A 13,770-nucleotide genomic window follows, 5' to 3' on the forward strand; every position below is an offset into this window, starting at 1 on the left:
CGGCAACCAGCATGGGTCTTGGTGGGACGAGCGTTTAGCGCAGTCCCAACCCCCATACCTCCTCACCCTCTGAATGAAGCTTTGCTATGTATGTTGCTAAATGGCGTTACGTTTTTGTTGATAAATTTTCAAACTATTTAATCGGAATTATTCTATCACTCCTACTTTTTGCATACATTGGTAGCAAACAGTAAGGAGGGATGTCATGAATGCGACACGTCAGGATGCATGGACAAAAGATGAAGATATAATTTTGGCTGAGACCGTGCTCCGCCATATTAGCGAGGGTAGAACACAGCTGGAAGCGTTTAAAGAAGTAGGGAAGGAACTTTCACGGACCTCGGCAGCTTGTGGGTTCAGATGGAACGCCTCCATCCGCAAACAATATCAGGATGCGATTGAAAACGCAAAAGAGGAACGAAAACAGGGAAACCGCAAAAAGGCTTGGAAATATATTGAACCGGGCAAAGAATCGGACAGAGACCCTATTGATACGGCTATTCTTTTACTTGAAAAAATGCGGACTGATAATAGTAACGTAAGTGGATCTCCCCATACAAAGCAAGCGAATCTTTTAGAACAACTGAAAAGTGAGAATGAGTCGCTGAAACTAAAGTTGAAAAATTACCAGGAAGCCTGGTCTGAAATGGGGAATCTTTGGGAATGGGTTAATGAAAAAAATAAGAATTGAAAAAGAAAGACATGAATGCCAATGACAGGCAATTCATGTCTTGTTTTTTTAGCAGCTCCAATTAAATTTCTTTTTCCTGAACGCCGTCCGGCATCCAAATAAGTGGATTCTCTCCCAGGTCTCTTTCCATTTCATATTTAGCTTTTTGGAAACCCATTTTTTCCCAGAATCCATGTGAATTGATTCGTGGATTGGTTTTAATAGGAAGATTGAAACTTTTGGCAAAATCAACCAATGCTGTTCCGAATTCTTGTCCGCGATAATCTGGTAAAACCTCAAGTTTCCACAGTTCAAGATAATCCTGAGGTGGATTGAAGTACTGATCATACTTAGCGGATACTTGATACAGACTCATCCGGGCAATAAGGTTATTACCGACATAAATCCCATAAAATGGTGAAGTGCTGTCATTTTCAACAATGTTGTTTTGTAAATCTTCCAGCATGGATAGTTCCTGATTTCCGTATGCTTTAAAACGTTTAAATTTCTCAAGTGTTTTATAGTTGATTAAAAGTTTTTCAACGTTTATCTGTTTATTCATGCATGTTCCCCCGATCAGTCAAAATTTATATTCCATCTCTACATTTATTATAGTATAAACCAGATTATATTGAAACGAGATAATATAAAAATACGTGAATATTTCCATACAAATTATTTTGCATCTGCTACAATAAAGAAAAAGGGAATCTATCCTGCGGGGGAGCGGAATGTCGAATGAAAGTGGGTATAATAGGCGGCGGGTCTGTCGGATTGCTGATAGCCAGCTATTTGGCAAACGATCATGAAATTACCGTTTACGTCAGACGGGCTGAACAAAAAACGATGATCAATGATGATGGTCTTGTTTTGGATGATTGCACTGAATCAATCAGGGTGAATGCGCTGTTGGTTAATGAAATGATTTCAGAGGACCTTCTCATTGTCTGTGTCAAGCAACAGCATATTGATAACATTTTGTCAATTATTCAACAAACAAATGAGCAGACACCGGTCATATTTCTGCAGAACGGGATGGGACATATCGAAAAAGTACACCGGATAGATCAGCAAATAATGATTGGGGTAGTGGAACACGGGGCATTTCGTAGTGGAAACAGTACCGTCAATCATACCGGGAAGGGCAGAATCCGCTTGGCTGCATTTAATGCAGGTAACGAATTACTTACGAAGTTAACCGCACAATTGGATCGGTCTGATTTTCCGTTTGTGTTATCCGGAGACTGGAAATTATTGCTGCATGAGAAATTACTGATTAATACAGTGATCAATCCATTGACCGCATTATTTGACGTTGCAAACGGCGGGCTGCTTGACAATTGCCACTTGCAGCAGCTTGCTTTCGCTCTTTGCCGTGAAGCAGCGAATGTACTCAATATGGACTTTGCGGCTGCATGGGAGTCGGTGCAGAAAGTCATCCGGAATACGGCGAGTAATGTTTCCTCCATGCTGAAGGATATTCGTGAAGGCAGAAGAACGGAAGTAGAGGCTATAACCGGCTATTTGGTGCGGATCAGTACACACCCGATCCCAAATACGGAATTTGTATACAGAAGTATTAAAGCATTAGAGAAGAAAAGGGGCTCATTGAATAATGCTTAATATTATTGTCTATGTAATCGGATTAATGATTACCGTTCCTGTCGCAGTGACATTGATTGTTTATGTTATTGGAGTAAAGGTGTACAGGCAAAAATGGAAAGCCATACATAAAGCTGTCAGCTGGACGACTTTACTCTACATCATCGCTGTTTTGGTAATGCTTCAGCAAATTTTTGACAGTTCCTTTATAGGTATTTGGGTTATAGTGCTGCTCAGTATATTTACAGTAATTGCAGTTGTCCATTGGAAATTGTATACAGAAGTAGTCTTTTACAAGGTTTTTAAAATCTTCTGGCGGGTTTGTTTTCTCTTGTTTGTATTACTCTACATTGTACTGGTGGTAATCGGCATTATGCAGCAGCTTTTATCTTGAAAGGCAACGTAAAAAATGTACGCTTTTCACGATTTAAACAGATTAAATGCAATCTAAAGCACTTTTATGTACAATACATACTGGATATTTCAATAGTAAAGGAGTATGCAGCTATGCAGATTGATCCGGTTAAACTGACAAAGCAAAATCCATTAATAGATGATTATCGGCAAAATAGACAACGTATTATGCAGCATTTTGATTATAACCCTTATTCGGAAGCAGCATTGGAAAAGCGGTTAGCGTCACTGAATGAAAGAAAGTTTGACCGAAGACGACTTTCAGAAGCTTTAACCTCCATGAATAAAAAGTGGGGAGCACCGGAATCTGCATATAGGAATATCAAACGTCTGGAACAAGAAGACAGTGCAGTTGTCATCGGGGGTCAGCAGGCAGGATTATTGACCGGTCCGATTTATACTATAAATAAAATTATTTCGATTATCCAATTTGCCAAAAAACAGGAAGTAAAGCTTGGCAAACCGATTATTCCGGTTTTTTGGATTGCTGGTGAAGATCATGATTTTGATGAAATTAACCATATTTATTTACCGGAAAATTATTCTATGAAAAAACATACCATACAGCATCGTATTACAGAGAAACGGTCTCTATCCGATATTCCAATAGATAAAACGCATGCTGAAAAATGGGTTCATCATATTTTTGAACAGTTGAAAGAAACGGCTTTTACCAATCAATTATATGAATCAATTTATGACTGTTTGCAGAAGTCAAATACATATGTTGACTTTTTTGCGCGTTTTATTCACCACCTTTTTGAAACGGAAGGTATTGTACTTGCAGACTCGGGTGATCCGGAAATCCGTAAATTGGAGAGCGATCATTTTATCACGTTGATTAATAAACAGCCGGAAATCAGTAAAGGAGTCTATCAGAGTGTCCAAACACTTAATCAAAAAAATTATCCCGTATCACTTGAGGTTGACGGGCAGGATGGACATTTGTTTCTGCTGAAAGATCATGAACGGATTTTGCTCACCCGTCATGAAAATGGTGAATGGGCCGGGAAGCAAAATGAACTGGTGCTCTCGGAGCAGGAACTTCTCGATATTGCTGCTGAAAACCCCGCACAGCTAAGCAATAACGTTGTTACACGACCGGTTATGCAGGAAATGCTTTTTCCAACATTGGCATTTGTTGGCGGTCCTGGTGAAGTCAGTTACTGGGCTGCATTGAAACCAGCCTTCCACGCTGCAGAAGTAGAAATGCCGCCTGTATTGCCAAGGTTATCTTTTACCTTCATGGAAAAACGGGTGGAGAAAGCGTTGAATTCGTATGGCATTCAAGCTGAACAGGTTATCAACAATGGTGCCGGTGACTTGAAAGCGAATTGGCTGGCTGCACAGAACAACCCTCCTGTGAAACATCTGGCATCTGAAATTAAAGACGCTATCGCGAAAGTTCATGCACCACTTAAGGAAGTAGCAAGCGAGGTGCGTACAGATCTTGGAGAATTGGCAGACCGGAATTTATTTTATTTGCAACGTGATATCGATTTTATGGAAGGGCGTATTCGAAAGGCAATGGAAGAAAAGTATGCGAAAGAACTAAGTGAATTTAGTCTGGTGGAAATGGCGCTTCACCCAAACAATGGTCTTCAGGAGAGAACCTGGAATCCGGTTTCGTTTCTGAACAAATACGGTTCCGGATTTATTGAACAACTGACAAATGAAATCTGTTCATTTGATCACGACCATTTCATTGTTTACATTTGAAGATATTAAAATCCAACCACTTTTCACCACCAATTATAAAAACGTCTGGAAATTTTATATTATATTGATATAAAAACGCTGGGATACACTGTGATCCCGGCGTTTTTTATTATGTGAAAAACAACAAGGAATTATTGGCTTCCGGGGGTTTGCCGGATGAAATCGGATTGATGATAATTTTTTTAAATATAAGGTGGTGAATTGTGGGGGAATGTGGTAACATGGTTATATGAAAGTGGGGCGGACTACATGTTCATGGGTGAGTTTCAGCACAACATTGATACCAAAGGAAGAATCATTGTCCCTGCTAAGTTCCGTGAAGGACTTGGTGATAACTTTGTTGTAACCCGCGGACTTGATAAGTGTCTGTTTGCTTACCCAATGGATGAATGGAAAGCATTGGAAGAAAAATTGAAGAAGCTCCCACTTACCAAAAAAGATGCACGTGCTTTTACACGATTCTTCTTTTCAGGAGCAGTAGAATGCGAAGTGGACAAGCAGGGAAGAATAAATATTCCGCAGCCGCTTCGAAGCTATGCTGCATTAAGTAAAGAATGTGTAGTAATTGGTGTATCGAACCGAATTGAATTTTGGGCTAGCGAGAATTGGGAAGATTATTTCAGCGATTCAGAGGAATCGTTCAGCGAAATTGCTGAAAATCTAATGGACTTTGATATTTAAATGGACATCCGTGTATTTTTCGAATGATTAGGAGCGGATTGCACCAGATGAAATGAAGAAGACAAGGTTTATCCGAAAAAAGCAGGTGTGGAAATGTTTGACCATTACAGTGTGCTAAAAGAAGAAACATTAAAAGGGTTGGCTGTCAATCCGAATGGTACATATGTTGACTGTACAGTTGGCGGCGGGGGTCACAGCGAACAGATTGCCAGCCAATTGGATAAGAATGGGAGGCTGTTTGCTTTTGACCAGGACAGTGAAGCGATGGAAGCAGCTAAAAAGCGACTTCAGCCATACAGCGGTCATATTACGTTTATCCATTCCAATTTCAGAAACCTGGAAGCTGCATTATCACGATTTGAAATTGAAAAAATTGATGGCATTCTTTTTGATTTAGGTGTTTCTTCACCACAGCTGGATCGGGGAGAAAGAGGATTTAGCTATCAGCATGATGCAATATTAGATATGCGAATGAATGCAGATCAGCAGCTGGATGCACATGAAATTGTAAATGATTGGTCTTACAACGAACTGGTAAAAATTTTCTTTACATATGGTGAAGAAAAGTTTTCCAAACAAATTGCCAGAAAAATTGAGAGCTATCGGAAAACCTCACAAATTGATACAACTCATCAACTGACAGAAATTATAAAAGAAGCAATACCTGCTCCTGCTCGAAGGAAAGGTGGACATCCGGCGAAACGAATTTTTCAGGCGCTGCGCATAGCAGTAAATGATGAGCTGGCAGCATTTAATGATGCGTTGCACCAGGCAGCGAGAAATGTTGGACTCAACGGACGGATAGCTGTTATCACCTTTCACTCCTTGGAAGACAGAATTTGCAAACAGGCTTTTAAAAAATGGAGTTCAACGAAACCAGTGCCGCGAAATTTACCGGTTATTCCAACTGATCATCAGGCACCATTCAACCTCCTCACCAAAAAGCCGATATTACCAAGTGAAGATGAACTGGACTTGAACCGCAGATCCCGCTCGGCCAAATTACGCATAGTGGAAAAGGTTGGTTCATGGAATGACGAATTTACCTATAAAGAAGGGTGGAAAAAATAATGAGCGCAAATCAAGCACAGAGTTGGGAACAATCGTACGCACCATATACTCCGCAAAAAGAAAAACAGACAGCGGTACGTGTTAAAAAACAAAGTTGGGTTACAAAAGGAGAAAAAGCATTGTATTCCATCTTTGGTTTCTGTATAATTACTGCATCCATTTATATGGTTTCGTTTGCTTCTTCAACGGATCAGCTTAATAGAGACTTGCAGGAACTGGAAAGTACTGTGGAGCATCAAATGGTTGTGAACGAAGGGCTTACATATGAAAAAACAAAACTAAGCGAACCTGAACGGATTATCAATATTGCAGAAAAGCACGGATTGACGATTCAGGCGTCAGAGGTGAAACAGGCAACCGCGTATAACAACTAAACAAGGTGATGTATAATGAGAAAAAACAGAACTACCCATTGGATGGCAGGTGTGTTAATACTGTTGTTTGCCGGATTATTTTTGGTGCTGACAGGAAGATTTTTGTACATACAGGCGACAGCTGAAATTAATAATATCTCGCTGGAAGAATGGGCTGACAAGAAACGAACAACATCCTACACCCTTGATGCGGAAAGAGGTAAAATATTCGACAAAAATGGGATGACGTTGGCATACGATCGTCCGACATTTCAAATCCACGCAATTGTGGATGAAACGTATACAGCAGATCCCGAGGAGCCAAAGCATGTAAAAAATCCGGAGAAAACTGCGGAAATGCTGGCTCCTTTATTGGATGTGAAAAGAAGTTATATCCTGAAACAAATAAATAAAGGAATTGAGAATGACCAGTTTCAGGTTGAATTTGGAAGCGCCGGCCGTGGGTTGTCATTAGAAACGAAAAAGGAAATTGAAAAACTTGACTTGCCGGGCATTGGATTTGAAAAAGTTTCCATCCGTTATTACCCTAATGGAATGTTCGCTTCCCGAATTATAGGGCTTGCACAAAAAGAAGAAGGTAAAATTACTGGATTAAATGGTATAGAGAATCAGATGAATAAAACTTTAAGCGGCAAGGATGGATATATCTCCTATGAACGGGATAATTATGGTAAGAAATTACTTGATCCTGATGAAGTTATCAAAAAACCACAGGATGGAAATAATGTTTATCTGACAATTGATCAAAAAATACAAACACTGCTGGAAGATGTCATGTCACAAATGCAAGAAAAATATGATCCGGAACGTATGACCGCGGTTGTGATGGATCCAAACTCTGGTGAAGTGGTCGCCATGAGCAACCGCCCTAGCTATAATCCGAATAAACTGAAAAATGTTAAGAACTGGTTTAATGATGCCATTTCCACCCCGATCGAACCGGGTTCCACTATGAAAATGTTTACGTGGGCGGCTGCAATCGAAGAAGAGGTTTACAATGGAAATGAGTTATTTAAATCCGGCTCCTATCAGGTCAGTGATCGGGTCAGTCCGGTACACGATCATAATGGTGGTAAGGGTTGGGGTAAAATTTCATATGATGAAGGTTTTACCAGATCATCTAATGTTGCTGCTGCAAAATTAGTATGGGAAAAAATAGGTACGGAGAAATTTCTCGATTACTTGAATGCATTTGATTTTGATGAGAAAACGGGAATTGATCTGCCGCACGAGAAGAAAGGTCAAATATTGTACAATTGGCCAAGCGAGAAATTGACAACATCATTTGGACAGGGAACTACCGTAACTCCAATTCAATTGATGAAAGCAGCGACTGCCATTGCAAATGACGGAAAAATGATGAAGCCATATGTTATTTCAAAAGTTGTTGATCCATCGACTCATGAAGTTATCAAAAAGAAAACTCCGGAAGTTGTAGGGAAGCCGATTTCCAAGGAAACTGCAGATCATGTTCTGAATTTGATGGAATCAGTAGTTGCGAAAGAGTATGGAACCGGTCAGGAATACAGTCTGGAAGATTATACGGTGGCTGGTAAGACAGGAACCTCGCAAATTTCTGAGAACGGAGAGTATTTGACGGGACATGGAAACTATATTTACTCATTTCTTGGTGTGGCACCGAAAGAAAACCCACAATTGATGATGTATGTTGCAGTTAAAAAACCCGACCTAGAACCCCATGAATTAGGTTCGGAACCGGTGTCGTTCATCTTTAAGAATGTGATGGAAAATAGTTTGCACTATTTAAACATTAACCCTGATAAAGACAATTCAGCGCAAGTCCATGATGTGAAAATCCCTCAGCTGATAGGGAAAGATGCGGCTGAACTTAAAAAAAGGCTGACAAAGCAGGGGCTGGATGTTGAAGTTGTTGGTACAGGCGAAACGGTTAAGGCTGCTTCTGCTGAACAGGGTGAAAAACTCTTTCCGGATGACAGGCTTATCCTTATAACAGATAATCCGGTAATGCCGGATATCAGTGGCTGGTCAACCAGGGATGTGCTGCAATTTGCTGATTTGCTTGAGCTTAAAGTGGAAATCCTTGGAAACGGCTATGCTGTTAAACAAAGTATTAAGGTTGGTACACCAATTAAAAAAGGTACTTATCTGGGAGTGGAATTTAAGTCGCCAACTGCCCCTGAGGAACAGGATAATGATAATAAAAAGAAGCAACAATCCAATTGAATAACGAATTTAATTAAGAGAAAACAGTGTTCTATTCGGTTTTTCGTCCTCATATAGTGGATACAAGCCTGCCTATGAAAAGGGGATGAAGTATGAAACGCGTATCTGCTGTAACGGTGCGAAAACGAATAGTTACTGTTTTTCTTGCTGGAATACTGCTTTTTACAATAATTGATGTCCGGTTGGGCTATGTACAGTTTGTAATAGGTGATGAACTGATGAACAAAGCGGACGAATCCTGGAGCCGGGACATAACATTTGAACCGGAGCGCGGAAAAATATTGGACAGGAACGGCGAGGTGCTTGCCGGTAATGTTTCGGCACCCTCTGTTATTGTTGTTCCGAAGCAAATTAAAAATCCGCAAAAAGCTGCTGGTCAGATCGCTGATATACTGGGTATTTCTGAGGAAAAAGCGTATGAATATGTTACAAAAAAAGCAGTTTATGCAAGGATTCATCCAGCAGGAAGAAAAATTTCCGAAAAACAGGAAAAAGCGTTCAGAACCATAAATCTGGATGGTATTTATCTTGCAGAAGATTCGAAACGGCATTATCCTTATGGAGACTATTTATCCCATGTTCTTGGATTTGCTGGTATCGACAATCAGGGTTTAATGGGGCTTGAACTCTTTTATAATGATAAATTAAATGGAGATGAAGGAAGCCTCTCATTCTATTCTGATGCAAAAGGGATGAAACTGGAGCAGATTGCCGACGAATACAAACCGCCTGAGGATGGATTGAATCTTAAAACAACGATTAATTTGAAGGTTCAGACTATCATCGAAAGGGAACTGGATTTGGCAGTTGCCAAGTATAACCCGGATGGTGCACTGGCCATAGCGGTTAATCCGGATACTGGCGGGGTGCTTGCGATGTCGTCACGGCCCAATTTTAAACCGGAAAACTACCAGAACGTCAATCCGGAAATATATAATCGGAATCTGCCAATTTGGAGCACCTATGAACCAGGGTCCACCTTTAAGATTATTACACTGGCTGCGGCACTTGAAGAAGATGCGGTAGACCTGCATAAAGACAGTTATAATGACGATGGTGACATCAGTGTTAGCGGAACAAAACTGCATTGTTGGAAAAGCGGGGGACACGGCCATCAATCCTATCTTGAAGTTGTGCAGAATTCTTGTAACCCCGGATTTGTTAACTTGGGGATGAAACTTGGTGAGGAGAAGCTTTTCTCCTATATCAAGGATTTTGGTTTCGGACAACAAACTGGGATTGATCTAAAAGGAGAGGAGAACGGGATTCTGTTTGATCCGGAAAAGGTTGGACCTGTTGAGTTGGCGACTACCTCTTTCGGACAAGGTGTTTCCGTTACACCGATTCAACAGGTAATGGCCGTTGCTGCTGCGGTAAATGGCGGGAAATTATATGAACCATTTATTGCGAAAAAATGGATTAGTCCGGAAACCGGCAAGCCTGTCAAAACCATTGAACCGGAGTTGGAAAAAAGGGTGATTTCTGCGTCAACATCCAAAAAAATCCGCCATGCTTTGGAGAGTGTTGTTGCCAAAGGTACCGGCCGTCCTGCATATGTGGATGGATACAGGATCGGTGGAAAAACCGGGACAGCCCAAAAAGTTGGTCCGAATGGACGCTACATGCAAAATAATTATATTGTTTCATTCATTGGGTTCGCACCTGCCAATGATCCGGAAATTGTTGTATATGTTGCAGTTGACAACCCTAAAAACACAGTAGCTTTTGGCGGGGTTGTGACCGCACCGATTGTTGGAACAATTATCAGTGACAGTCTTCGCGCAATGGGCGTAAAACCAACCGATGACGGTATGAAAAAGAAATTAAAATGGACGGAACAGCCAAAGGTTAGAGTACCTGACCTGGTTGGGTTGAAAACAAGTGAGCTGCGTACTTACATGACCAATTTGTCCATTGAGGCAAGCGGTGATGGGGAATATATTATTGATCAGGAGCCCGCCCCAGGTACAAAGGTTGAAAAAGGAGAAAAAATCAGAATATATTTAGCTGATGAAAAGGATCGTGATTCGGATTGATATTTGCTATAATATACAAGTGTTAAAATAACTTTGTTTATAAAAAGGTGTTTCCGCCCTCTAAAAAATTGCTTAAATGTGGAATGCATATATAGAAATAATAAAATGATAGGATGTTTGATATGAAATTATCGGAATTACTTTCCGGGCTGACTTTTTATGAAGTACTAAACGCTTCAATTGATAATGTTGAGATTAATAACGTTGAAATGGATTCCCGCAAAGTTAAAGATGGCGATTTGTTTATTTGTATTGACGGCTTTACGGTTGACGGCCATCAGTTTACAGAACAGGCGGTCCAAAACGGGGCAAGTGCAATTCTTGCGGAAAAGGATATAGCTGTGTCGGTTCCGACAGTTAAAGTTGCCGATACTTCCAGGGCACTGGCCACCGTTGCCGCCAAATTTTTTCTGTATCCAACCAAAAAATTGCCATTGATTGGCGTAACTGGAACAAATGGTAAAACAACCGTTACGTATTTGTTGGAGTCTATTTTCAACCGGAATCAGCAGAAAACTGGTCTGATTGGAACGATTCAGATGAAAATTGGTGAAGAAATACATCCGGTAAAGAATACAACGCCTGACGCGTTATTTCTGCAGCGGACGTTCAATCAGATGCTTGATGAAAAGGTTGAACAGGCTATAATGGAAGTTTCTTCACACGCACTGGACCTGGGCAGGGTACATGGGTGTGAATTTGATATTGCTATTTTTACAAATATCTCACAGGATCATCTGGATTACCATCGCAATATGGAAGACTATTTGCATGCTAAAAGTCTGCTTTTTTCGCAATTGGGCAACAGCTTCGGGGAAGGAAATAAAAAATATGCGGTGATTAATTTGGATGACCCGCATTCGGACTTTTTAATCCGCAGCACTGCACAGCAAGTAGTTACATACGGATGTGAGCATGATGCGCAGGTTACGGCGGAATCAATCAATCTTGAGGTCACAAGAACCGAATTCGTACTCAAGACTCCAGCAGGCTCTGTTCGAATTAACAGCAGGTTAGTCGGAATGTTTAATGTTTATAATATGCTTGCGGCAAGTGCTGCAGCGATTTCAGCTAATGTTCCGCTTTCAGTTATCAAAGATGCATTGGAAAATGTTAAAGGTGTAAGCGGCCGGTTTGAACCAGTTGAAGGTAATCATGATTTTGCAGCGATCGTCGATTATGCGCATACGCCGGATTCACTTGAAAATGTTCTGCAAACAATCAAAGGCTTTGCAAAACAAAAGGTGTATGTAGTTGTCGGATGCGGGGGAGATCGGGATCGGACGAAGCGTCCATTAATGGCTAATATTGCAATGAATTATGCTGATCATGTTATATTTACATCCGATAATCCGCGAACAGAAGATCCCGGGGCAATATTAAGCGATATGATTGAAGGATTAGAGGGAAATCATTTTGAAGTCATCGAGGGACGAAAAGATGCAATTAATAAAGCTGTGAAACTGGCAGATACGGATGATATTATACTGATCGCCGGCAAGGGTCACGAAGCGTATCAGGATATCGGCAATACCAGGTATGATTTTGATGACCGCATTGAAGCAAGGAAAGCCATTGATGCAAAGGGGAAATGGTAATGCTGTTTACTACGGAATGGCTGTCGACTATTTTTACCGATTATGTAGGAGCGGCCAAGGAATCATTGCCAATTGGTGAAGTGGTAACGGACAGCCGAAAAGAAACAAATAAAGCATTATTTATTCCAATTTCCGGTGAAAAGTTTGATGGCCATGATTTTTTAAAGCAGGCATTTAATAATGGGGCCATAGCTGCTTTGTGGGAAAAGGGAAGGGATTTGCCTGGTTTCCTGCCAACCGACTTCCCTGTTTATTTTGTTGATGATACATTGTATGCACTGCAAAGGCTTGCTTCCGCATATCGTGATCTGGTAAACCCGGTTGTGATTGGAATTACCGGATCCAATGGCAAAACAACCACAAAGGATTTGATGACGGCTATTTTGAAGACATCTTTCCGCACGCACGGTACCAAAGGAAATCTTAATAATCATATCGGACTTCCATTAACGATATTATCCATGCCGGCTGATGCTGAAGTGCTTGTCACTGAAATGGGGATGAACCACTCCGGTGAAATTGAAGTGTTATCGAATATAGCCAGGCCGGACTATGGGATTATTACCAATATCGGTGAATCACATATTGAATATTTGGGTACCAGGGAAGGTATCGCTTCAGCAAAGCTTGAAATCGTAGAAGGAATGAACCAAAATGGTTGTCTTGCTTTGGATGGTGATGAGCCGCTGTTAGCTCATATGCACGATCAAAGCAATGTTATAACATGCGGTTTTGATGCTCACAATGATATCATGATAGATAATGTTACGCTCGGTCAGAACCGGACACAATTTAAACTTTCTAATGGTGAGCAATACACGATACCTCTGATGGGGAGACATCATGCTCTTAATGCGGCATTGGCTATCACGGTTGCGAAACAATTAGGGGTTGCTGCAGATACATTGAATGAAACATTAGCCAATCTGGAGCACACGTCGATGCGATTTGAATTGCTGAAAGGTAAACATGAGGTATCGATTATTAATGATGCGTATAATGCATCACCAACTTCGATGAAGGCGGCAATAGACGTTGTAAAACAAATGGAAGGGTTTCGACGAAGGGTGCTGGTTCTCGGGGATATTCTGGAACTGGGGGACCAATCCGAATCTTTCCATCGATCTCTAACGGATTCGATTGTACCGCCTATTACTGCTGTGTTTACGTTGGGTGAGCATGCCAAGGTTATTTCAGAAGCGGCTAAAGATAAAAATCCGAACATAACATCCATGCATTTTACTTCAAAGGAGTCGCTGCTGAAAGCGTTAGGGGAATATTTGTCTGAAGACACACTGATCTTGTTTAAGGCTTCACGCATGATGCAATTTGAATGGTTTGTTGAAAAAATTAGCAATGAGGCATAAAAATGTATGGACGGTCGCTGCTTGAGGAGGAGA

At 40.9% G+C, this 13,770-nt stretch carries 12 protein-coding genes; 11 read left to right on the plus strand and 1 reads right to left on the minus strand.

Annotation, left to right across the window (positions count from 1 at the left end):
* Nucleotides 1-205 precede the first annotated feature (205 nt).
* Nucleotides 206-691: an RsfA family transcriptional regulator gene (locus HUX68_RS02370; protein ID WP_174613149.1), complete on the plus strand. Its 486-nt coding sequence runs from the start codon at nucleotides 206-208 to the stop codon at nucleotides 689-691.
* 61 nt (nucleotides 692-752) lie between these two features.
* Here the strand turns inward: HUX68_RS02370 and HUX68_RS02375 are convergent, their stop codons facing one another.
* A complete protein-coding gene (locus HUX68_RS02375; RefSeq protein ID WP_174613150.1) occupies nucleotides 753-1,232 on the minus strand; it encodes an N-acetyltransferase in 480 nt (159 codons plus the stop codon).
* A 176-nt stretch (nucleotides 1,233-1,408) separates the two neighbouring features.
* On the opposite strand from HUX68_RS02375, the gene HUX68_RS02380 reads away from it, so the two are divergent.
* From HUX68_RS02380 to HUX68_RS02425, 10 genes are all read left to right on the plus strand, one after another.
* On the plus strand, nucleotides 1,409-2,293 hold the full coding sequence (locus tag HUX68_RS02380; protein WP_174613151.1) for a 2-dehydropantoate 2-reductase: 885 nt from the start codon (nucleotides 1,409-1,411) through the stop codon (nucleotides 2,291-2,293).
* Nucleotides 2,286-2,666 (plus strand): DUF3397 domain-containing protein, encoded by a 381-nt coding sequence (locus tag HUX68_RS02385; RefSeq protein WP_174613152.1) that lies wholly within the window; start codon nucleotides 2,286-2,288, stop codon nucleotides 2,664-2,666. Before HUX68_RS02380 ends, HUX68_RS02385 begins: the two co-directional genes overlap by 8 nt.
* Nucleotides 2,667-2,779: 113 nt before the next feature.
* Nucleotides 2,780-4,405 (plus strand): bacillithiol biosynthesis cysteine-adding enzyme BshC, encoded by a 1,626-nt coding sequence (gene bshC / locus HUX68_RS02390; RefSeq protein ID WP_174613153.1) that lies wholly within the window; start codon nucleotides 2,780-2,782, stop codon nucleotides 4,403-4,405.
* Between the two features lie 249 nt (nucleotides 4,406-4,654).
* Nucleotides 4,655-5,086, plus strand: a complete 432-nt coding sequence (gene mraZ, locus HUX68_RS02395) for a division/cell wall cluster transcriptional repressor MraZ (protein ID WP_174616323.1) — start codon at nucleotides 4,655-4,657, stop codon at nucleotides 5,084-5,086.
* A gap of 93 nt (nucleotides 5,087-5,179) precedes the next feature.
* Nucleotides 5,180-6,157: a 16S rRNA (cytosine(1402)-N(4))-methyltransferase RsmH gene (gene rsmH, locus HUX68_RS02400; RefSeq protein WP_174613154.1), complete on the plus strand. Its 978-nt coding sequence runs from the start codon at nucleotides 5,180-5,182 to the stop codon at nucleotides 6,155-6,157.
* Entirely contained in the window at nucleotides 6,157-6,531 is a 375-nt protein-coding gene (ftsL, locus tag HUX68_RS02405) for a cell division protein FtsL (RefSeq protein ID WP_174613155.1), read from the plus strand. Before rsmH ends, ftsL begins: the two co-directional genes overlap by 1 nt.
* Before the next feature lie 15 nt (nucleotides 6,532-6,546).
* Nucleotides 6,547-8,736 carry a penicillin-binding protein gene (locus tag HUX68_RS02410; protein ID WP_174613156.1) on the plus strand — a complete coding sequence of 730 codons (2,190 nt, stop codon included), beginning with the start codon at nucleotides 6,547-6,549 and terminating at the stop codon, nucleotides 8,734-8,736.
* 92 nt (nucleotides 8,737-8,828) lie between these two features.
* On the plus strand, nucleotides 8,829-10,772 hold the full coding sequence (locus HUX68_RS02415) for a stage V sporulation protein D (protein ID WP_174613157.1): 1,944 nt from the start codon (nucleotides 8,829-8,831) through the stop codon (nucleotides 10,770-10,772).
* A 122-nt stretch (nucleotides 10,773-10,894) separates the two neighbouring features.
* Nucleotides 10,895-12,370 carry a UDP-N-acetylmuramoyl-L-alanyl-D-glutamate--2,6-diaminopimelate ligase gene (locus tag HUX68_RS02420; RefSeq protein ID WP_174613158.1) on the plus strand — a complete coding sequence of 492 codons (1,476 nt, stop codon included), beginning with the start codon at nucleotides 10,895-10,897 and terminating at the stop codon, nucleotides 12,368-12,370.
* Nucleotides 12,370-13,737, plus strand: coding sequence for a UDP-N-acetylmuramoyl-tripeptide--D-alanyl-D-alanine ligase (locus tag HUX68_RS02425; protein WP_174613159.1), 1,368 nt, complete (start codon nucleotides 12,370-12,372; stop codon nucleotides 13,735-13,737). Before HUX68_RS02420 ends, HUX68_RS02425 begins: the two co-directional genes overlap by 1 nt.
* Nucleotides 13,738-13,770: the final 33 nt, after the last annotated feature.

The organism is Virgibacillus ihumii (assembly GCF_902726655.1).
Lineage (GTDB): Bacteria > Bacillota > Bacilli > Bacillales > Amphibacillaceae > Lentibacillus > Lentibacillus ihumii.